Annotated in this window: 20 protein-coding genes; 9 read left to right on the top strand and 11 right to left on the bottom strand. The window is 70.8% G+C overall.

What is annotated here, in order from left to right:
- Positions 1 to 14 precede the first annotated feature (14 nt).
- Positions 15 to 851 (bottom strand): inositol monophosphatase family protein, encoded by an 837-nt coding sequence (locus CXP56_RS02615; protein ID WP_038045085.1) that lies wholly within the window; start codon positions 849 to 851, stop codon positions 15 to 17.
- Positions 852 to 1,029: 178 nt separating this feature from the next.
- Between CXP56_RS02615 and ppgK the strand changes: the two genes are divergently transcribed.
- Both ppgK and CXP56_RS02605 read left to right on the top strand, forming a co-directional pair.
- On the top strand, positions 1,030 to 1,779 hold the full coding sequence (ppgK, locus tag CXP56_RS02610; protein ID WP_028848217.1) for a polyphosphate--glucose phosphotransferase: 750 nt from the start codon (positions 1,030 to 1,032) through the stop codon (positions 1,777 to 1,779).
- Positions 1,780 to 1,988: 209 nt separating this feature from the next.
- Positions 1,989 to 3,287 carry an RNA polymerase sigma factor gene (locus CXP56_RS02605; protein ID WP_028848216.1) on the top strand — a complete coding sequence of 433 codons (1,299 nt, stop codon included), beginning with the start codon at positions 1,989 to 1,991 and terminating at the stop codon, positions 3,285 to 3,287.
- 62 nt (positions 3,288 to 3,349) lie between these two features.
- Here the strand turns inward: CXP56_RS02605 and CXP56_RS02600 are convergent, their stop codons facing one another.
- Together CXP56_RS02600 and CXP56_RS02595 are read right to left on the bottom strand one after the other, a co-directional pair.
- Positions 3,350 to 3,565, bottom strand: coding sequence for a hypothetical protein (locus tag CXP56_RS02600; protein ID WP_028848215.1), 216 nt, complete (start codon positions 3,563 to 3,565; stop codon positions 3,350 to 3,352).
- On the bottom strand, positions 3,562 to 4,233 hold the full coding sequence (locus CXP56_RS02595) for a hypothetical protein (RefSeq protein WP_245566679.1): 672 nt from the start codon (positions 4,231 to 4,233) through the stop codon (positions 3,562 to 3,564). The genes CXP56_RS02600 and CXP56_RS02595 overlap by 4 nt, the downstream gene beginning before the upstream one ends.
- Before the next feature lie 73 nt (positions 4,234 to 4,306).
- Here CXP56_RS02595 and CXP56_RS02590 point away from each other — a divergent pair, with 73 nt between their 5' ends.
- The 4 genes from CXP56_RS02590 (at position 4,307) to CXP56_RS02575 (ending at position 10,291) form a co-directional block, all read left to right on the top strand.
- On the top strand, positions 4,307 to 5,548 hold the full coding sequence (locus CXP56_RS02590; RefSeq protein ID WP_245566678.1) for a sensor histidine kinase: 1,242 nt from the start codon (positions 4,307 to 4,309) through the stop codon (positions 5,546 to 5,548).
- Entirely contained in the window at positions 5,545 to 6,210 is a 666-nt protein-coding gene (locus CXP56_RS02585; RefSeq protein ID WP_028848213.1) for a response regulator, read from the top strand. Before CXP56_RS02590 ends, CXP56_RS02585 begins: the two co-directional genes overlap by 4 nt.
- Positions 6,211 to 6,298: 88 nt before the next feature.
- The gene (locus tag CXP56_RS02580) at positions 6,299 to 7,780 is read left to right on the top strand and encodes an APC family permease (protein ID WP_051310240.1); all 1,482 of its coding nucleotides are present in this window, start codon (positions 6,299 to 6,301) and stop codon (positions 7,778 to 7,780) included.
- A 423-nt stretch (positions 7,781 to 8,203) separates the two neighbouring features.
- Positions 8,204 to 10,291: an AMP-binding protein gene (locus tag CXP56_RS02575; protein ID WP_245566677.1), complete on the top strand. Its 2,088-nt coding sequence runs from the start codon at positions 8,204 to 8,206 to the stop codon at positions 10,289 to 10,291.
- Here CXP56_RS02575 and CXP56_RS02570 read toward each other — a convergent pair.
- On the bottom strand, positions 10,288 to 11,091 hold the full coding sequence (locus tag CXP56_RS02570; RefSeq protein ID WP_038045084.1) for an EamA family transporter: 804 nt from the start codon (positions 11,089 to 11,091) through the stop codon (positions 10,288 to 10,290). The genes CXP56_RS02575 and CXP56_RS02570 overlap by 4 nt on opposite strands.
- A gap of 295 nt (positions 11,092 to 11,386) precedes the next feature.
- On the opposite strand from CXP56_RS02570, the gene CXP56_RS02565 reads away from it, so the two are divergent.
- The gene (locus CXP56_RS02565) at positions 11,387 to 11,569 is read left to right on the top strand and encodes a DUF7455 domain-containing protein (protein ID WP_028848209.1); all 183 of its coding nucleotides are present in this window, start codon (positions 11,387 to 11,389) and stop codon (positions 11,567 to 11,569) included.
- Between the two features lie 177 nt (positions 11,570 to 11,746).
- Here the strand turns inward: CXP56_RS02565 and CXP56_RS02560 are convergent, their stop codons facing one another.
- The gene (locus CXP56_RS02560) at positions 11,747 to 13,498 is read right to left on the bottom strand and encodes a DEAD/DEAH box helicase (RefSeq protein WP_028848208.1); all 1,752 of its coding nucleotides are present in this window, start codon (positions 13,496 to 13,498) and stop codon (positions 11,747 to 11,749) included.
- 261 nt (positions 13,499 to 13,759) lie between these two features.
- Between CXP56_RS02560 and CXP56_RS02555 the strand changes: the two genes are divergently transcribed.
- Positions 13,760 to 15,103 (top strand): YihY/virulence factor BrkB family protein, encoded by a 1,344-nt coding sequence (locus CXP56_RS02555; protein ID WP_156899244.1) that lies wholly within the window; start codon positions 13,760 to 13,762, stop codon positions 15,101 to 15,103.
- Here the strand turns inward: CXP56_RS02555 and CXP56_RS02550 are convergent.
- Complete coding sequence (locus CXP56_RS02550) at positions 15,064 to 15,321, bottom strand: DUF3039 domain-containing protein (protein WP_028848207.1); 258 nt, start codon at positions 15,319 to 15,321, stop codon at positions 15,064 to 15,066. The two genes, CXP56_RS02555 and CXP56_RS02550, sit on opposite strands and share 40 nt — an antisense overlap.
- Positions 15,322 to 15,587: 266 nt before the next feature.
- On the opposite strand from CXP56_RS02550, the gene CXP56_RS02545 reads away from it, so the two are divergent.
- Complete coding sequence (locus tag CXP56_RS02545) at positions 15,588 to 16,487, top strand: pseudouridine-5'-phosphate glycosidase (protein WP_286899604.1); 900 nt, start codon at positions 15,588 to 15,590, stop codon at positions 16,485 to 16,487.
- Between the two features lie 61 nt (positions 16,488 to 16,548).
- Here the strand turns inward: CXP56_RS02545 and CXP56_RS02540 are convergent, their stop codons facing one another.
- The 5 genes from CXP56_RS02540 to CXP56_RS02520 are packed head-to-tail and all read right to left on the bottom strand — an operon-like array spanning position 16,549 to position 20,581.
- Positions 16,549 to 17,421, bottom strand: coding sequence for an NUDIX domain-containing protein (locus tag CXP56_RS02540; RefSeq protein ID WP_028848205.1), 873 nt, complete (start codon positions 17,419 to 17,421; stop codon positions 16,549 to 16,551).
- A 5-nt stretch (positions 17,422 to 17,426) separates the two neighbouring features.
- Positions 17,427 to 18,419: an ROK family glucokinase gene (locus tag CXP56_RS02535; protein WP_211227604.1), complete on the bottom strand. Its 993-nt coding sequence runs from the start codon at positions 18,417 to 18,419 to the stop codon at positions 17,427 to 17,429.
- Positions 18,416 to 18,937, bottom strand: coding sequence for a hypothetical protein (locus CXP56_RS02530; RefSeq protein WP_286899581.1), 522 nt, complete (start codon positions 18,935 to 18,937; stop codon positions 18,416 to 18,418). The genes CXP56_RS02535 and CXP56_RS02530 overlap by 4 nt, the downstream gene beginning before the upstream one ends.
- Complete coding sequence (locus CXP56_RS02525; RefSeq protein ID WP_028848204.1) at positions 18,934 to 20,127, bottom strand: ArsA family ATPase; 1,194 nt, start codon at positions 20,125 to 20,127, stop codon at positions 18,934 to 18,936. The genes CXP56_RS02530 and CXP56_RS02525 overlap by 4 nt, the downstream gene beginning before the upstream one ends.
- A 10-nt stretch (positions 20,128 to 20,137) precedes the next feature.
- Positions 20,138 to 20,581 (bottom strand): SRPBCC family protein, encoded by a 444-nt coding sequence (locus CXP56_RS02520; RefSeq protein ID WP_028848203.1) that lies wholly within the window; start codon positions 20,579 to 20,581, stop codon positions 20,138 to 20,140.
- Positions 20,582 to 20,789: the final 208 nt, after the last annotated feature.

The following is a 20,789-nucleotide window of genomic DNA, read 5'->3' as shown; positions in this document are numbered from 1 at the left end:
AGGTGTCCCGCCCGTCAGATGCGCGCTGCCCCGGCTTCCACGAGCACCCGGTACAGCTCGTCGGCGATACCGGGCGCGGCCGCGAACGTCCCGTCACCGAGCGCCGGGTCCTGCCCGGGCACGATGACCCTGGCGCCCGCCTCCTGCGCGACCAGCGCGCCCGCGGCCCAGTCCCAGCGGGACAGGCCGTTCTCGAACGAGGCGTCCACCCAGCCGGTGGCGACCGCGCACAGGTCCAGTGCCGCCGACCCGCCGCGCCGGATGTCCCGCACCCGGCCGATCAGCGACCGGACCAGATCGGCCTGCCGGAGCCTGCGCTCGCCGTCGTAGGCGAACCCGGTGGCCACCAGGCTCAGCTCCAACTTCTGCACCGCCGAGGCGCGCAGCCGCGTTCCGTTCAGCCACGCACCGCCGTCCCGCCACGCGGTCCACGTCCGCCCGCCGACCGGGTCGACCACCGCGCCGGCCACCGACTGCCCGTCGACCTGCGCGGCCACCGACACGGCGAACTCGGGCAGGCCGTAGACGAAGTTGACGGTGCCGTCGATGGGGTCGACCACCCACGCCACCCGGCCCGGCTCGGCCTCGCCGTCCGCGCCGTGCTCCTCCCCCAGCACCGGATCACCCGGTCGCAGCTCACTCAATCGGGTGCGAATCAGGCGCTCGGACGCCTTGTCCACCGCGGTGACCAGGTCGGTGATCGTCGACTTGGTGTCGACCTGCAGACCGTCTTCGCCCGCGCCCGCGCCGGACTCCCACCGGTCGCGGTGCGCGCGCAACACCAGCTGGCCGGCTTCGACGGCCACCTGCTCGGCGATCGTGGCCAGTTCTGCCCATTCGTGACTGCTCACCCGACTATCCGACCACACCCGTCCGGCAGGCGCACACCTCGCGTCCGGCACACCGCGGACGTGGCTAAAGTCGAGCAGACAACGCTTCCAGGTATCGAGCGGGAAGGACCGCCGGATGGCCCGACACACCACGACAGCCGCCGCGCGACGTGCGCAGGATCCCTCCACCGACGGTGGCATGGGGTTCGGCGTCGACATCGGCGGCAGCGGCATCAAGGGGGCCCTCGTCGACCTGTCCACCGGCCGGTTGCACGGCGACCGGTTGAAGATCCCCACCCCGCAGCCGGCCACCCCGGACGCAGTCGCCGACGTGGTCGCCGAGATCGTGGAGACGTTCGACTGGCAGGGCCCGATCGGCATCACCGTGCCGGGCGTGGTCAAGGGTGGCATCACGCACACCGCGGCCAACATCGATCCGGCATGGATCGGCGTGGACGCCGACGAGCTGTTCGCGCGCAGGCTGGGCAGGGAGCCGGAGGACGTCGGCGTGCTCAACGACGCCGACGCCGCGGGGATCGCCGAGGTCCGGTTCGGCGACGAGCGCTTCCGCCGCGGCGTGGTGCTCCTGCTGACGTTCGGCACCGGGATCGGCAGCGCGCTGTTCGTCGACGGCAGGCTGGTGCCCAACACCGAGTTCGGCCACATCGAAGTCGACGGGCACGACGGCGAGACCAAGGCGGCGGCGTCGGCGAAGGAGAACGAGGGGCTGAGCTATCCGGACTGGGCCAAGCGCGTCAACCGGTACCTGTCGGTACTGGAGAACCTGGTGTGGCCGGACCTGATCATCGTCGGTGGCGGCGTCAGCAAGAAGGCGGAGAAATGGGTGCCGCTGCTGCAGATCCGCACCCCGATCACGGTGGCGACCAGGCAGAACCAGGCGGGCATCATCGGCGCCGCCGCGGCGGTCGCCGAGGGGATCGCGCACTAGCCGGGTGGGCGTGGCCGGCAACGAGCGGATCACCGGCCGATCACGCGCACTTCGGAGGAAGGCGCGATCGTCGTTACAATGGAACGTGGCCCTGTCGGCGGGTGGATCGGTCGATAGTCATGCCGCAGGCGGGTGCCCACCCCGAAACCTGATGCAGCTGAGGTCGTTTTCCTCGGCGTAGCAGATCACGAAGCTGCGAAAGGGTGTCAGTGGCTGTCGCAAAGACCGCAACCAGGCGCGGGACCAAGTCGTCGGCGAAGGACGAAGCGGCCAAGAGCGCGTCCGGCGTCGACGCGGGCAAGTCCGGCGCGGCGAAGGGCCGCAAGCGAACGACCAAGTCGACCGCCAAGAGCCGCAAGGCCGCGAAAGCGACCGAGCCCGAGCTCGACGACGCCGAACTCGTCGACGAGACTCCGGACCTTTCCGATCTCGAAGCCGAGGTCGAGGTCGACGTGGTGGACGGCGACCTGGCGGACGACCTCGACGACGACGAGGTCGGCAAGGACGCGGACAAGGGCGAGGACTTCGTTTGGGACGAGGAGGAGTCCGAGGCCCTGCGGCAGGCGCGCAAGGACGCCGAGCTGACCGCTTCCGCCGACTCGGTGCGCGCCTACCTGAAGCAGATCGGCAAGGTGGCGCTGCTGAACGCGGCCGAAGAGGTCGAGCTGGCCAAGCGGATCGAGGCCGGGCTGTACGCCGCCGAGCGGTTGCGGCAGGCCGAGGAGGAGGGCGAGGAGCTGCCCACCCAGCTGCGCCGCGACCTGAAATGGATCGTGCGGGACGGCGAGCGGGCCAAGAATCACCTGCTGGAGGCCAACCTGCGGCTGGTGGTCTCGCTGGCCAAGCGGTACACCGGCCGCGGCATGGCGTTCCTGGACCTGATCCAGGAAGGCAACCTGGGCCTGATCCGCGCGGTGGAGAAGTTCGACTACACCAAGGGATACAAGTTCTCCACCTACGCCACGTGGTGGATCCGGCAGGCGATCACCAGGGCGATGGCCGACCAGGCCCGCACCATCCGCATCCCGGTGCACATGGTCGAGGTCATCAACAAGCTCGGCCGCATCCAGCGCGAGCTGCTGCAGGACCTGGGGCGCGAGCCCACCCCGGAGGAGCTGGCCAAGGAAATGGACATCTCCCCGGAGAAGGTCCTGGAGATCCAGCAGTACGCCCGCGAGCCGATCTCGCTGGACCAGACCATCGGCGACGAAGGCGACTCGCAGCTCGGCGACTTCATCGAGGACTCCGAGGCGGTGGTCGCCGTCGACGCGGTCTCGTTCACGCTGCTGCAGGACCAGCTGCAGTCGGTGCTGCAGACGCTGTCCGAGCGGGAGGCCGGCGTGGTCCGGCTGCGCTTCGGTCTCACCGACGGGCAGCCGCGCACGCTGGACGAGATCGGCCAGGTCTACGGCGTCACCCGGGAACGGATCCGGCAGATCGAGTCGAAGACGATGTCGAAGCTGCGTCACCCGTCGCGCTCCCAGGTGCTGCGCGACTACCTCGACTGACGCACTCCAGGCGAACGAGAAGGGCCGGCGGTCTTCCCGCCGGCCCTTCGTCGTGCCGGCCATCAGCCGGTGCCGGCACCCTTCCCCTTGCGCTTGCGCTCCCCCGCGACCGCAAGCGCCGCTCCCACCAGCAGCATCAGCATGCTGGCCGCGACGTGCATGCTGGGCGGCAACACGTGCAACTGCACGAACCAGCTCTTGGCGTCGCTGCCCGCCGCGCGGTTGATCAGGCCACCGGCGCCTTGCACCACCAGCAGGATCCCCAATAGCCCGATCATCGCCTGCCCCGCTCTACCGCGCCCGCGGTCTCGTCGCCTGCCGCAGCGGTACGGTCCCCGGCGCCAGGCCGGGACAGCAGCTCCCATACCGGCCCCGCGACCAGCCAGATGACGACGACGAGCCCCAGCCGCGGCACCCAACCGCCGTCGGCCCACAGCGCCCGGGTTTGCTCCGGGGTACCGGCGACGAAGATCAGCACCAGCATGATCGCCGCGGCAATGGCGCACGCAAGAACACACTTGCCCCACTGCGTCCATTCGTGGCGGACCCGGCCGGACCAGTCACGGCGCTGCTTGCCCGGCGCGGGCCCGCCGGCGAACCGATGCGCGAAGCGCGCGTCCGCCCAGCGGATCATGCTGGGCCCGAAGACCACGCTGAACCCCAGATAGACCGCGGCGAGGCCGTGCACCGTGGTGGCGAGCGCGCCGTCGGCCAGATCGACCATGGTGGCGACGAGCACCAGCAGGTCGATGAGCGGCGTCGCAGCCAGCAACACGGTGCTCGTCCGGCGCATGCGCAGCAGATAACGGGCGGCCAATCCCGTGACGACGCACACCCAGAAGCCGATCTCTCCGGCGGCGATGACGATCGCCATGGGATTGGCGGTCATGAAGTCGACGACGTTCTGCACGTCATCGACGATGGCTGCGGCATGCCCGCCTGCCATCGGCCGGCAGCATGAGGTCGGCGTCATCACTTCGTAGGAGGTGGCGTCAGCGGGCCTGTGCTGTGATGGGGACGTGTCCGCGGGAAGGCTGCCTGCTCCCCTGTCGCTGTATCGCGCCTTGCCGATCTGGCAGCAGAACGCACTCATCGCGGCAGGCATGTTCCTGCTGGGGTGTTTGCTGTACGCGTCCGGCCTCTACCGGCTGTTCGCGCCGCCGGAGCCGGAGCTTCCGTGGTGGCGCATCGCCGTCTTCGGCGCGTTCTGCCTGATCGAGCTGGCGCGGCGCCGGGCGCCCGGGGTCGGTCTGGCGGCGGGTTTGCTGATGGTCGGTGTCGACGCCTGGTTCGGGCTGACCCTGCCGGTCATGGTGGTGTTCTCCGATCTGCTGTTCGCGGCCACCCTGTACGGGTCACAGCGGCTCAGCAGGGCCATGGTGCCCGCGGTCGCGGTGACCATCATCGGTGGCCTGGCACTGGCATTGGTCGTGGCGTCCGACTGGCGTGCCGGGGTGGCGGCACTGGCCGCGCTCGCTTCGTTCCTGGTGATCCCGGTGTGGTGGGCGACCAACGTCCGGCAACAACGGGAGATCGCCGAGTCGGAGCGCGCCAACGCCGAACAGCTGGCCGAGATCGCCCGACTGGACCGGCAGGCCGCGGTCGCCAACGAACGCGCCCGCATGGCCCGTGACCTGCACGACGTCGTCGCCGGACACCTGTCCGCCATCGCCATCCAGTCCGCCGCGGCGCTGAACATGGCCAAACACCCGGAACGCGCCGACCAGATCACCACGGTGCTGCAAGCGGTACGGGACAACAGTGTGGCGGCGCTGGCGGAAATGCGTGCCATGATCGGGCTGCTGCGCACCGAGGGAGCGGAAACCGACGGCGCGACCGCACCCGCCGGCCTTGCCGATCTGCCGAAGCTGGTGGAATCCGCGCGGGCCAGCGGCATGACCGTCGACGTCCGGACGGAACTGGACGAGGCCACCCAGCTGCCCGCCGCGGTCGACCTGACCGCCTATCGCATCGCCCAGGAGGCACTGACCAACGCCATCAAACACGCGCCGGGGTGCCGTGCCGAGCTGACGCTGCGCAGGCGCGACGGAAAGGTGGAGATCGTGGTGACCAACGAGCTGTCCGACGAGACCAGCAGGATCGCCGGCCAGCAGGCAGGCGGTGTCGGGCTGCTGAGCATGCGAGAACGTGCCAAAGCCGTCGGCGGAACCGTGCAGGCCGGGCCCGGCGGACGGGGCTGGCTGGTCTGCGCCTCGCTGCCTGTGCGGTCCGGTGGCGCGTACGGGGACGGTGACCGATGAGCATCCGCGTACTGCTTGCCGACGACCACGGGGCGATCCGGGCCGGGTTGGCGATGATCCTCGACGGCGCCGACGACATCACCGTGGTCGGCGAGGCGGCCGACGGCCGGACCTCGATCAACCAGGTCCGCGCGCTACGGCCGGACGTGGTGCTCATGGACATCCGGATGCCCGGCATGGACGGCATCGCCGCCACCCGGGAGATCACCGCGACAGGTGACTGCCAGGTCCTGGTGCTCACCACGTTCGACCTGGACGAGTACGTCTACGGCGCACTGCGCGCGGGTGCCGCGGGATTCCTGCTGAAGTCCGTCGAGCCGGATCGGCTGGTCGAGGCCATCCGCCTGGTGGCCGCGGGCGACGGCGTGCTGGCCCCCCAGGTCACCCGCAAGCTGATCACCGCGTTCGCCGAGGTGAGCAGGCCGGAGCCGGAGCAGCCGCGCGGGCTGGCCGATCTCACCGAACGGGAACGCGACGTGCTGGCGTGCCTGGGCGACGGGCTGTCGAACGCGCAGATCGCCAGAAAGCTGGCCATCAGCGAGACCACGGTGAAGACGCACGTGTCGCGGGTGCTGGCCAAGCTCGGGCTGCAGTCGCGCGTGCAGGCCGCGATCCTGGCCGCCGAGCACCTGCCGTTGCGCACCGACGTGCCTCCGGCGTAGCCAAGACCACACGGGCGAATTCGGACTCTCCGAACAGTCGTGCCCAACCGGGATGCGAGGGTGTCGGCGATCTTCTAACGTCCACCGCATGACGAGCGCTTTCCGCCGCACGATCAGCGTCTCGGCCGTCCTCGACCGGGGCAAGAGCAAGGACGGGCTACGCAAACGGCTCGGCGCGAAGGACATGATCGGCTTCGGTGTCGGCATCATCATCGGCACCGGGATCTTCACCCTGGCCGGCGTCGAGGCCAAGCAGCACGCCGGGCCCGCGGTGACGCTGTCGTTCGTGATCGGCGCGGTGGTGGCCGCCCTGGCCGCCATCTGCTACGCCGAGATGGCTTCCAGCGTGCCGACGGCGGGCAGCGCCTACACCTACGCGTTCGCCACGCTCGGCGAGGGCTTCGCGTGGATCATCGGCTGGGACCTGCTGCTGGAGTTCTCGCTCGGCGCCGCGGTCGTCTCCCGTGGCTGGTCCGGATACCTCGCCGACCTGTTCGGCCTGCCGCCGGAGCTGTTCGGCGAGGAGGCGGTGGTGAACGTCGGCGCCGTGCTGATCCTGGCCATCCTCACCGTGGTCGCGGTGGTGGGCATCAAGATGTCCGCGCTGTTCACCAACGCGCTGGTGGTGGTGAAGCTGATCGTCTGCGTGCTGGTGATCGGCATCGGTGCGTTCTTCGTGACCGCGGCCAACTGGCGCCCGTTCGTGCCCGAATCGCGGCAGGCGGAAGCGCCGGACGTGCTCAAGCAACCGATCATCGAGGCCGGGCTGGGCATCGAGCCGACCATGTACGGCACCATCGGCCTGCTGACCGCCGCCGCGGTGGTCTTCTTCGCCTACACCGGGTTCGAGGCGCTGGCCAACCTCGGCGAGGAGGTCCGGCGGCCGCAGCGCGATCTGACCATCGGGCTGCTCGGCGCGCTGAGCATCTGCGCGGTGCTCTACGTCGGCGTCTCGCTGGTGCTGACCGGCATGGTCCCCTACGCCGAGATCGACTCCGGCGCCCCGCTGGCCAAGGCGTTCGACGCCGTCGGGCTGTCCTGGGTCGGGGGGATCATCTCGCTGGGCGCGGTCACCGGCCTGACCTCGGTCATCCTGGTGCAGCTGGTCACCATCGGCCGCATCGGCTTCTCGATGGGCCGGGACGGCCTGCTGCCGCGGCAGCTGGGCACGGTGCACCCGAGGTGGGGCACCCCGCACCGGATGACCGTCGGTGCCGCGGTGCTGGTGGGCGTGCTGGCCGCACTGGTGCCGATCGACGAGCTGGCCGACATGGTCTCGATCGGCGCGCTGTCGGCGATGATCATCGTCGCGGTGGCCGTTCCGGTGCTGCGCAAGCAGCGGCCGGACCTGCGGCGTCCGTTCAGGGTGCCGTTCTCCCCGGTGGTGCCCGCGTTGACGGCGGCTGCCTGCTTCTACCTCATGCTCAACCTGGACGTCATCACGTGGCTGCGGTTCGCCGTGTGGCTGGGGCTGGGCATGGTCATCTACTTCGCCTACGGCAGGAAACACTCGCACCTGGCCCCGGGCAACGGCGACCAGACCGACAAGGACGACATTCCGGTGAGCTGACCGGCCTACCCTCGTCCCGGGAAAACGCTCGCGGGCACGCGTGCCCGTCCGGCCCCATGGCCCCTGCGCCGCCTCGCCCGGGCGACCTACCCGACGCCTCTCACCCGCCACAGCCGACGCTGGTCCACGTGACCCTTGCTGCCCCATGCCGCCGGTGGCGCCCACTACGGCCTCGCCACCCTTCACCCGCCACAGCCCACCCACCGACCCCGCGCAAACCCCGCCGACCCACACCACCAGAAACACCCACCACGGCCCCGCACCCGCCACCCCCGGCCCGGAACGCGCCGACTCACACCAGTGCCCATCCCCACCCCATGCCCAGCGGCCACATCTCGCCCAGGGGCATACCCGCAGCTCTTGACCCGGCACGCGCCGACTCGCTAGGAATGTCCTTTGCCGAGGCAAACGGGTGGGTGAGCGGTGACTGGACCGGGACATCGGGTGCCGTCCGACTACGTGACGGTGGAGATGGTGCTCGACCACCCGCGCGCCGCGGTGTGGGACGTCATCGGCAAGCCGGAGCTGTACCCGCGGTTCTTCCGCAGCCTCGGCACCATCACCCACCTGCCGAACAACGCCGGCGACCCGCACTACGTGATCTCGGCGGTGTCCTCCGGCGGGCATCCAGCGGAATACCTCGCCCGGCTGGCCGCCAACCAGCCCCAGGAGGAACTCGTCCTGGCCGGTGTCGGCGAATCGGACAGCTGGGTGTCGGTGTCCCTGGCCGACGCCAGCAACGGCGGCACCCAGGTCACCGTGGTGGTGGCCAAGCCGCAAGGGGTCGACTTCGGCGGGCAGCACGGCCGGACGGCGATCCACCGCTGGGTGCGGGACGGCCTGCGGCGGATCGACGACTACCTGGCGGGCAAGCCCGACGTCCCGATCACCACCGGCGGATCACCCGCCCAGATCCAGCGCAAGATCGTCAAGACCCTGCTGGACGCCGGGATCCTCGAGGCGTCGCACCCGCTACGCGGACTCCGGCAGCTGAACCGGCTGCGCCGGTGGGGATTCACGGTGGCAGGCGGATATGCCGCCGCCGCGGCGCGGAGCCCGGAGCGCATCGCCGTTGTCGACGACCGCCGCACCCTCACCTTCGGCGAGGTCTACGACCGGTCGCAGCGGCTGGCCAGGGCGTTGGCCGACATGGGTGTGGACACCAAGGCCACGGTGGGCATCCTGGCCCGCAATCACAGCGGCTTCGTGCTCACCGCGGTCGCCTGCGCCATGCTCGGCTGCGACGCCGTGCTGTTCAACACGGGGCTGGCCAGCAGGCAGATCGAGCAGATCGTCGAGCGTCACGACATCCGGGTGCTGATCACCGACGACGAGTTCGAGCCGCTGGTGCAGTACCTGCCGCCGACGGTCACCCGCATCAGCGCCATCGCGCCCAGCGGCGTGGCAGGCAGGGCGACGCTGGACGATCTCGTCGACAAGGCACCGCGCGGGACGCTCCGCACGCCGGAGCGGGACGGGCTGCTCATCGTGCTGACCTCCGGCACCACCGGGACACCGAAGGGCGCCAAACGTGCCACTCCGCCGGGCTGGATCAGCGTGGCCGCCATGCTGTCCGTGCTGCCGCTGCGGGCCGAGGACACCATGCTGATCTCCGCGCCGATCTTCCACACCTGGGGGCTGGGCGCGTTGCAGATCAGCACGCCGCTGCGGGCCACGGTCGTCCTGCAGGACCGGTTCGACCCGGAACGCTGCCTGCAGGCGATCGACCAGCACCGGGTGACCGCCCTGATGGCGGTGCCGATCATGCTGCAGCGCATTCTCAACCTGCCGGAGAAGGTGCGCGCCAGGTACGACACCTCCAGCCTGCGGATCGTCGCCAGCAGCGGATCGGCCATGCCGGGCACGCTGGTCACCGAGTTCATGGACGCCTTCGGCGACATCCTCTACAACTTCTACGGCTCCACCGAGGTGTCCCAGGCCGCCACGGCCAGCCCGACCGACCTGCGGGTCGCCCCCACCACGGCCGGGCACCCGCCGCTGGGGTCGACCGTGGCCATCCTCGACCACGACGGGCTGCTGGTCCCGCGCGGCGCGGTCGGGCGCATCTTCGTCGGCAACGAGCAACCGTTCCACGGCTACACCGCTGGCGACGAGCCGCCGGAGGTCAAGGACACCCTGATGGACACCGGGGACCTCGGCTACCTGGACGCCGACGGCAGGCTGTTCGTCTCCGGACGCGACGACGAGATGATCATCTCCGGCGGCGAGAACGTCTTCCCCCGCCCGGTCGAGGAGGCGATCGCCGCGCTGCCGCAGGTCGCCGAGGTCGCCGTGGTCGGCGTCCCGGACGAGGAGTACGGTCAGCGACTCGCGGCGTTCATCGTGCCCAAGCCCGGCGCCCGGCTGGACCCGGCGATGGTGCGTTCCTACATCCACCAGCGGCTGTCCCGTTTCTCCGTGCCGCGGGACGTCACGTTCCTCACCCGGTTGCCGCGCAACACCACCGGCAAGATCCTCAAACGCCTGCTGGTGGATCGCGTGGCGCACTAAGGCGGTTCGCCCGCGGCTTGGTCGTCGCGCGACCGGACAAGCAGGCCGCACACCACCGCGAGGATGCCCACCGCCTCCACCGGGGCCGGAATCTGCGCCAGGACGAGGAACCCGATCGCTGTGGCCGTCACCGGCAGCAGCGCCAGCAGCAAAGCGAACGACGTCTGCCCGACACGCCGCAACACCACCTGGTCGAGCGCGTACGGCACCACGGTCGACAGCACCCCGACGCCGACTCCGATGGTGAGCAGTTCGGCCGAGCCCCACACCGGGCCGGTGCCGACCGCCAGCGGGGACAGCACGACGGTGGCCACGGCCATGCCGACCGCCAGGCTGTCCTGCCCGGAGACGCCGTCCGGGGCCAGCGCCACCCGTTTTCCCAGCACGATGTAGCCCGCCCAGGCCGCGGCGGCTGCCAGCGCGAACAGCACGCCCAGCGGGCTCCCCTCCAGCTGCACGTCGGCGATCAGCACCACGCCCAGCGCCACTAGCAGCAAGGCTCCGACGTCGCGCAGCCGCCGCGACCCGACAGCGGCCACGGTGACCGGACCGGCGAACTCGATGGCCACCGCCGTGCCGAGCGGCAGCCGGGCGATCGCCTCGTAGAACACCACGTTCATCCCGGCGGTGACGGTGCCGAACGTCCCGGCAAGCACGAGCGACCTGCCGCGCCATGCGGCACGCGGAGGCCGACGCCATGCCAGCAGCACGATCGCCGCGCCCAGGCAACGCAGCCACGCGACGCCGGACGGAGATGCGACGTCGAACAGCCAGACCGCCATCGCCGCGCCGACGTACATGGAAATTCCGCTGACAACGAACAGCGCCGGTGCCGGGGCCCGCGACACGAGGTGTCCTACCGGTATGCGCCTCACCCTGCGCATGGTGCCTGACGTGCGAAAACACCCGAATGGCGGGGTGGTGATCCGGCCGAAAAGAGCACGTCGGGAGCCCTTCGCCGATACCGGCGCGTGACCAACGTCCCAGCTTGCGGGGAACACTTGCCCTACGGAATTCGTCTGCAACAGTAGAGGTAACGCACACCGCGTTACGCGCTGGCATCGCCGATGCCGGGACGGATGGAGGGAGACCCTCATGACCCCATCGACACTCACCCGCCCCGCCCTGACCGCCCTCGACCGTTGCGACCGCTGCGGAGCGGCCGCCAAGGTTCGCGCCGTGCTTCCGTCCGGCGGCGAGCTGCTGTTCTGCGGACACCACGCGCGCCAGCACGAAGCCAAGCTCAAGGAGCTGGAGGTCGAGATCCAGCACGGCTGACCACCACTGAGCAAGACCTACCGCGAGGCGGGGATCCCATCGGGTCCCCGCCTCGCGCCGTGTCCGGGGCCGCTCGCCGGACGCTCGCGGTGGCTCGCCCCGCGACGGGCGGGGCCGTGGGAACCCGCCCTGCGGCCGCGCGCCGCGGGACCCGGCCGCCGACGCCGCGGGCCGCCGCTACCAGCTGCGCAGCGTGGCGATCCGCTCCTCGAGCTGTTCGATCGTCGCCATGGCGGTGGGTGGCCCGCCGCAGGCCTCCCGTAACGCCGCGTGGATCTGCCCGTGCGGCTTGCCCGTGCGGTGGTGATACAGGCCCACCAGGGCGTTCAGCTCCTTGCGCAACGCCTTGCGCCGTTCCGCCGCGGTGGCGGGCGCGGCAGGCCGCGGTTTCTGCTCCGGCTCCTGCTTGGCGGCCTGCTTGGCCTTCCGTCGCTCCGCAGCCAGCTGTTCCTCCTGCCGCTTGCGCAGCAATGCCCGCACGTGCTCCGGCTCGAGCAGGCCGGGCAGGCCCAAGTACTCCTGCTCCTCCTCGGATCCGGCCAATGCGGCCGTGCCGAACGAGTTGCCGTCGTAGATCACCTGGTCCAGCTCGGCCGAAGCGTGCAGCGAGGTGAACCCCTTCTCCTGCTCCCCCGGCTCGTCCCGGCGCGCTTTCGCGGCGGCGAGCAGTTCGTCGTCCCAGCCGTCCTTCTCCCGGTGCGGCTTGCCCAGCACGTGGTCGCGCTGCGCCTCCAGCTGGCTGGCCAGTTCGAGCAGCACCGGCACGCTGGGCAGGAAGATGCTGGCCGTCTCCCCCGGCTTGCGCGCCCGTACGAAGCGGCCCACCGCCTGGGCGAAGAACAGCGGCGTGGACGCGCTGGTGGCGTACACGCCGACGGCCAGCCTGGGCACGTCGACGCCCTCGGAGACCATGCGCACCGCGATCATCCACTTGTCGTCGGACTCGGCGAACTCACCGATCTTGCGCGTCGCGGTGGGGTCGTCGGACAACACCACCACCGGGTCCACACCCGTCTCCCTGCGGAGCAGCTTCGCGTAGGCGCGGGCCGATTCCTGATCGCTGGCGATGACCAGGCCACCGGCGTCCGGCATGCCCGACGCCCTCAGCTGCTCCAGGCGCACGTCGGCGGCGTGCAGCACGGCGGGCACCCACTCACCGCGCGGATCCAGCGCGGTACGCCACGCGCGGGCGGTCTGCTCGGCCGTCATCGGCTCGCCCAGGCGTGCCGTGAACTCCTCCCCGGCGCTCGTGCGCCACTGTGCCTCGCCCGAGTACGCCAGGAACACCACGGGCCGCACCACGCCGTCCGCGAGTGCTTCGGCGTAGCCGTAGGTGTGGTCGGCCACGCTGCGCATGCCCCCGTCGCCGGTCGGCTCGTAGTGCACGAACGGGATGGGTGAGTCGTCACTGCGGAACGGGGTGCCGGTCAGCGCCAGTCGGCGTACCGCGGGGGTGAACGCTTCCCGGATCGCATCCCCCCAGGAACGCGAGTCACCGCCGTGGTGGATCTCGTCGAGGATGACCAGCGTCCTGCGGTTCTCCGTCCGCACCCGGTGCAGCGTGGGGTGCGCGGCCACCTGGGCATACGTGAGCGCCACGCCGCGGAAGTCGGGCGAGACGGTGCCGTCGGAGTTGCGGAAGTTCGAGTCGATGGGGATCCCGGCCGTGGCCGCGGACGCCGCCCACTGGTGTTTCAGATGCTCGGTGGGCGTGACGATAGTGACCGCGTCCACCGTGCGGTCGGACAGCAGTTCCCCGGCGATGCGCAGCCCGAAGACGGTCTTGCCCGCCCCCGGCGTGGCCACCGCCAGGAAGTCCCGCGGATTGGTGGCCAGGTACTTGGTCAGGGCACGCCGCTGCCAGGCGCGCAGCGGACGAGCGGTGGCGTCATGGGCTGGTTCCGGCGCGACGAACGCGTCCTGGGACAAGCCATCCTCCTCGCAGGCTCGTGCCCGGCACGGGCGCAACATCACACGTCAGACGGACGAAGACCCTCACGGACCGGTACCGTCGGTGATGACAGGCTCTGAGGCGCCGGCTCGCCGGCCGTCATCGTCGACCGGCCTGTCGAGCGCGTGCGTGAGGGCGCCCGAACGAGCGTACCTGGGACCCGTGCGTGACGGTCCGGGTGGACACGCCGAGAATGTCACCGAGCCAAAGTGGCTCGAATGGAGCATGCTGGACTCGCTATGACGACACAGGGCGAGCGGAAGCCGGCCGAGCAGCCGCGGGCACGCCGCAAGGGCGTCGGGCGGCTGATCGGGCGCACGCTGCAGAAGGCGTGGGACGGCAACTTCTTCTCCGAGTCGGCCGAAGCCGGCTTCTGGCAGGCCCTGTCGCTGGCACCGCTGATGCTCGGGCTGCTCGGCCTGCTGGGCTACGTCGAGGACTGGTTCGGCAGGGACGTCGCCGACCGTGTCGGCCAGCAGATCCTCACCATCTGCGAAAACATCTTCAGCGACGAGGTGGTCCGCAACATCGTGCAGCCCACGGTCGAGGACATGCTCACCGAGGGCAAGGCGGCGATCGCCTCGGTCGGGTTCCTGATCGCGCTGTGGGCCGGTTCGTCCGCCATGTCGTCGTTCGTCGACGCCATCACCGTGGCGCACGACCAGTACGGGGTGCGCAACAGCGTCTGGCAGCGCATCTTCGCCCTGCTGCTCTACGTGGCCAGCCTGATCCTGCTGGTCATCGGCCTGCCGCTGATCGCCATCGGCCCCGAGCTGCTGCCCGAGCTGTTCCCCACCGACATCCGGGACAACATCGCCACCTGGGTGTCGATCCTGTACTACCCGACCCTCGGCGTGTTGATCGTGCTGGCGCTGGCCACGCTGTACAAGGTGGCACTGCCGCGCAAGCTGCCGTGGCATCGCGGGCTGCCCGGTGCGGTCCTGGCCATGATCATCTTCCTGCTGGCCAGCTCCGGCCTGCGGTTCTACCTGGAGATCATCACCGCCACCGGCTACACCTACGGCGCGCTGGCCACGTTCGTGGCGTTCCTGCTGTTCCTGTTCTTCATCGGCATGGGCATCGTGGTCGGCGCGTACTTCAACAGCGCGATCCAGGAGCTGTGGCCTGCCAAGCCGACCCGGCGGCAGCGCCGCCGCTGGCGCAAGCTCGAACTGGAACGGGCCAACGAGAAGCTCAAGGCCGACAACGCCCGCAGCCTGTGGGAACGCACCACCGCGCCGCTGCGCAGGCCCAACCGGCCGCCGGAACAGGACACGAACCAGGCACAGGCCCCGCGGCCGCAGGCAGAAGGCCGGACCGCGCAGCCGCCCACATCGGATCAGGCCGCGCAGCCCCGGACACGAAATCCGGCCACGCCGCCGCAGCCGCCGAGTCAAGACACGCAGCCGCAGGAAAGGAATCAGCCGGAGCAGACGCCGCACGGCGAACGGCCACCGGTGGGCGAAGCGACCACCGACGACCCGGGTTCAGCGCCTCGAGACGGCCGCGGACTGCCGGGCGACTCCCCTGGCCACGGCCGACATCAGTCGTTGTCGTCCCCGCCGGGCGGCAAGCTCTCGTAGATCTCCTTGCATCGGGGGCACACCGGCGACCCCGGCTTCGGCGTCTTGGTCACCGGGAACACCTCACCGCACAGGGCCACCACGTGGGTACCCAGCACCGCGCTCTCGGCGATCTTGTTCTTCCGCACGTAGTGGAACAGATCCGGCGAGTCGTTGTCGGTGGCGTCGGTGCCTTCCGGTCGAGTGTCGACGTCGGGGAGAACCTGAGTAGTAGCCACGGGTCCATTGTGCCGCACACCGGGCTCTGGACGACACCAACCCGGGCGCCCCGCCAAAACTGCCCGCCGCAGCACCGGCAGCACCCCTGCCACGAACTCGACATCCCGCCAAAACTGCCGCCGCAGCACCGGCCTCCGGACGACACCAACCCGGGCGCCCCGCCAAAACTGCCCGCCGGGGTACCGACGGCGCCCTTGGCACGCGATCGAGCACCGGCCGCATCGATCATCGCCCGGTGGGCCATGATGCGTGCGTGCGCATCGAGATGTCGAACGAGGTCGCCGACGCCGTCGCCGCCGGGCGCCCGGTCGTCGCGCTGGAGTCCACCCTGCTGGCCCACGGCTTTCCCCCGGGCGACAACCTCTCCATCGCCCGCCGCCTGGAGGAAGTGGTGCGAGCGGAGGGCGCCGTACCCGCCACCATCGCCGTGCTGTCGGGCACGCCGACGGTCGGGTTGACCGGCGATCAGATCCACGCCTTGTGCACCGGCGACGACGTGGTGAAGCTGTCCACCCGCGACCTCGGCCCGGCCGTCGCCCTCGGCAGGACCGGCGCGACCACCGTGGCCAGCACGTCCGCACTGGCCCACGCCGCCGGCATCCGCGTCTTCGCCACCGGCGGGCTGGGCGGGGTCCACCGGCCGGTCGGCGACAGCCAGGTGAGCTGGGACGTCTCCGCCGACATCGATGCGCTGGCCACGACCGGGGTGCTGGTGGTCAGCTCGGGCGTGAAGTCGGTGCTGGACGTCCCGGCGACGCTGGAAGCCCTGGAAACCCGTTCGGTCCCCGTCGTCGGGTACCGCACCGACGACTTTCCCGCGTTCTATCTCCGCTCCTCAGGACACCGGGTGTCGTGGCGGGTCGAGAGCCCGGCGGAAGCCGCCGCGGTGTTCGCCGCGCATAGCCGGATCAGCAGCTCTGGGATGCTGCTGGCCAACCCGGTGCCTGCGGATGCCGAGATGGACCACGAGCTGCACGAACGGCTGCTGCGTGAGGCGATGACGCTGCTGCACGACCGCAGCGTGCAAGGGTCGGACGTGACCCCGGCGATGCTGGAGCACTTCCACCGGGCCAGCGAAGGAGTCAGCGTGCGGGTGAACGAAGCACTCGTGCTGGCCAACGCACGGCTCGCCGCCCAGGTCGCGGTGGCGCTCGCCGGTCACTAGGAATGCACGATCGGTGTGACACGTCGCACGGCGCCCAGGGCGCTGTGGCGCGTTTGACGGGTCAGTCCAGCTCATCCAGCATCGCGTTCAGGGTGCGCGGCCCGACGACGACGGCACCGGCCTCTTCCACCCGCGCGCGCAACCGACGATCCGCAGTCACCACGACCAGGTGGTCGTCGGCGCGCTCGGACCGGACCGCAGCTACCTCGGCCACGATCGCAGAGTCACCGTCCTCGGGTGCGGCGACGACTTCGACGCCGTCGGCCGGCGCAGTCGTACGGGCGTCGCCTTCCACGACCAGCCGGACGTCCGGCCACCAGCTGAACTCGCCCCAGCCGGGCAACCCGTCGTAACCCGCCGGAATGCCCGCGCCCGCCAGGCGGGCCAGCTTGTCGCGCAGGCGGGCGGCCGCGCCCGCCCGGTCCTTCCACCATCCGTCGCGCCGTGACCCGATGACATTGGCCGCGTCCACCACCAGAACCAGCCGCCTGCCCACGTGTTCCCGCAGCTTGGGCCACGCTGCGGCGAAGTCCCGGTGCAGCGGGTAGCCGGCGACCTCCTCGACCGGCACCCAGCGCATACCCGCCGCCTCCGCGGACACGGCGCGCGCGGCCACCGGCCGCCGGGCCGTGGCCAGGACCGTGGTGTAGCGCCAGTTCCCGTGATCGACCACCACGCTCGCGGTCAGCTCCACCGCGTCGGGCGGGACGTCGGCTTCCTCGCCCGCTTCCCGCACCGCAGCGTCCCACGGGAACTCGGCGCGGCGCAGGGCGCCGCCGGGCAGCGCCCAGGTGCCTCCTTGATGCACCCAACGGGCGCGGTGCTGCAGCAGCACCCTGCGCTCCGGATCGCTCAGTAACAGCCCCGCCGCGCCGTACCTGCCCCAGTGCCACTGGCCGCACGCGCATCGGACGAAGCCATCGCCGCTGGCCACTGCCGCTAACCGTTCCTGCGCGTCCGTTTGCGCCACGAGCCGGGCACGCCGGACACCGCCTCCCGCGCCAGCAGCGCGCCGCCGACGATGGCGGCGTCGTCGCCCAGCTGGGCGGTACGGATCCGCGCCAACGGCCGGTTGCCCGCCCCGGTCACCACCCGGGCGTAGTGCTCGCGCGCCTCGTCCAGGAACAACGTCGCCGACTCCGACACCCCGCCGGCGATCACGATGATCTCCGGGTCGAAGACGTCGGCGACCAGTGCCAGGCCCTCCCCCAGCCACGTGGCCAGGTCGGCCATGGCCATCATGCCGATCTCGTCGCCGTCCCTGGCGGCCGCGGCGACCCGCCGCCCGGTCACCGAACCGGGATCGCCTGCGGCCTCACGAGCCAGCACGGTCGATCGGCCCGGGTAGCGGGACAGCAGCTCCAGCGCGGTCATGGCCAGCGCGGTGCCGCTGCAGTAGCGCTCCCAACAGCCACGCTTGCCGCACGAACACTGGCGGCCGTCCGGGACGAGCCGGAGGTGACCCAGCTCCGGCGCCACGCCGTTGGCGCCGCGGTAGATCTCGCCGTCGAGCAGCAGGCCGCAGCCGATGCCCGTGCCCAGCGCCACCAACGCCACCACCGACGCGCCCGCCGCGGCCCCGTAGACGTACTCGCCCAATGCCGCGGCATTGGCGTCGTGCTCCAGGGTCACCGGCAACTCGGTGCGGGCGGATATTCGCTGCGCCACCGGCGCCTGCCGCCACGCCAGGTGCGGTGCGAACTGCACCGTCTTGCCGTCCGGCGCGACGAACCCGGCCACGCTCAGCCCCACCCCGGCCACCGGGTGCTCCCGGCGCAGCCGCGTGACGACCCCGACGATGGCCTTCTCCAGCGTGCTTTCGTCGTCCGGTGTGGCCACCCGGCAGCTGTCGATGATCGCTCCGCGCTCATCGACGACCCCTGCCCGGATGCTCGTTCCTCCGACGTCGACCCCAATCGTGACTGTGTTCAGCGCAGTCGCTCCCCGTTCTCGGACTTCCGCACCGCGACACGCTGCACGCGGGACGAAGACCGGCGCTGACCTCCGCCGCCCTCCCCATCGGCGGCAGGCGTGCGCGGCGTCCCCGCAGCGGGTGGGGGTGCCGACGCCGACGACGCCGCCGACCCGTTGCCGGAAGTCCGTGGGTCGAAGCCCGGCATGTGCACGCCCTGTTCCGGATGCCAGCGGTCGGCCAACACCGCGCGGAGCAGGGACACGGCCTGGGCGGCCTGCTCGCACGCCCTGGCGCTGAATTCCGGCCCCTGGCTTTTGGCAATGCTGACCGCGGTGCAGATCGGACACCAACTGACACATTGCCGCTCCGCCGAGTGCTCCCCCAGATCGGGGTGGTCACCCGCACGGAGCCGCTCCAGCCAGGGCGCGGACCGTTCCAGGACCATCTCGACCAGCAGCTTGAGCTCGTGGCCAAGCGTCCCGGCGGGGTTTCCGGCGGCCGCGGTGTCCGCTTTGTCGGCACCGGCAGTGCTCATCGGATCTCCTCCGGTTCGGCAAGATGGACCACTATGCCTTCGGCGTCGGATTCCGCGCCCACGACCGCGCAGGATCGTAACAGCCTCGGCAACGCGACCAGGCGACGGAAACCGTCGATTGTGATGGCCAAGTCATCGTCGACCCTGGCCAGGTCGACGTCGGTCCGCGGATCCAGCGGCACCGCGATGCGCAACCGGTAGCCGCCGCGCGGGTTGGCGGTGATGTGCATCATCGCCGCCTCACCCGTGGTGTCCTTGCCGCTCACCGCGTCCCTGCCGCCCATCGGGGCGAGCGGGTCACCGCCGCGGTACAGCTGCTCGGAGATGTCCGCCAGTGCCTCCAGGCCGACCGGTTCCTCGGCCCGGTGCTCGACCACGGTCAGCGCGGGCATGCCGACCCCGCGCAGCTCGGCCAGTACCTCGTCCTGCTGCTTGCGCCGGGCGCGCAGCCAGCTGGCCGCACCGCCGCGCCACATCCCGGGCGCGGGCATCAGCCGGTTGGCGATGAGGCCGTCCACCTTGATCCCGCGCAGCGCCAGCGCGGTCAGCGTCCGCCTGGTCTCGGCCACCACCACCCGCTCCGGGGTGAGCACCAGCCGGACCGAGGTCACGTCGTGGTCGGTGAGCAGGTCGCGCAGCCGCTCCAGGTGCTCACCGAGCTTGGCCACCGAGCCGGCCACGCCCTTGCTGACCTTGCCCGCCCCCTGCCACGGCTGCCAGCCGTAGAGCCGCCGCAGGTAGGCGGCGATGGCCTCGGGCAGGGCGAGCAGCCGCAGCGTCTCCGCGGTCGGGCCGCAGTCCACCACCACGCTGTGCCAGTGCTTGGTCATCGCCAGCCGCCGGACCTCGGTCAACGCCAGCAGCTCGTCGATGCCCGGCAGCACGGTCAGCTCCTCGGCGTCCAGCGCGTCCAGCCCCGCGCCCGCCAGCGCGTCGCGCAACTGCCGCCGCAGGTCCTCCCACGCCGCATCGACCAGGTTGCGGGAGTCGATCTGCACGCCGTCCAGCCGCCGGGTGATCTCTTTCGGCTCCGGGCCCAGCGGAACGCCGTAGGCATCGGCCAGCGAATGCGCCGGATCGGTGGAGATCACCAGCGTCCGACGGCCGTGTGCGGCGAGCGTGGCCCCCGTCGCGGCGGCCAGCGTCGTCTTCCCGACGCCACCTTTCCCGGTGAACAGCAACAACCGCACGATGGTCCCCTCAGCTCGACTCGGCCCTGCGCTTGAGCTCCTTGAGTGCGATGTCCATGATCACCTTCTCCGCCTTGCGGCGCAGCAGGCCGATCATCGGCAGCGCGAGCTCGACCGACAGCGTGTAGGTGACTTCGGTCGAGGAGCCGTCACCCAGCGGGCGCAGCGCGTACTCCCCCTTCTGCGCACGCTGCATCTGCCCTTCGACCAGGTGCCAGTTGACGCGCAGGCCGTCCGGCGCCCAGTCGTAGCACAGCGTGTACACGTCCTGGACCGGGCCGGCGTCCAAGGTGAACTTCACGCGGTACGGCCGTCCGTGGTCGTCACGCTCCAGCACCTCGGTCCGGCGTACCGCCTTGGCCCACTCCGGGTAGGACTCCAGGTCGGCGATCACCGCCATGACGCGATCCGCTGGGGCGTCGACCACGATCGACTGGGTCGACTCATCAGGCATGTACCGAGCCTACTGCGCTTGGTGACCGGCGGAGGTGCGACGTGCGCAGGCGCACGCTGACTGTTCGCCCCGGCGGCAAGCTTCGGTGCACCAAGTGCCAGTGGCCGGTCGCGCAGCATGGCTGTACGCCTGCGCGCCCGAGCCGGGCAACCAGCGGATCGGTTTCGAAGGCAGCACCACCATCAGCCGCAAGGAGTTCGGCATCACC

It is taken from the genome of Thermocrispum sp. (assembly GCF_002919275.1).
In the GTDB taxonomy this organism is placed as follows: domain Bacteria; phylum Actinomycetota; class Actinomycetes; order Mycobacteriales; family Pseudonocardiaceae; genus Thermocrispum; species Thermocrispum agreste.
Note: the sequence above shows the minus strand (reverse complement) of the source record. Positions and strands in the feature narration are given on the sequence as shown.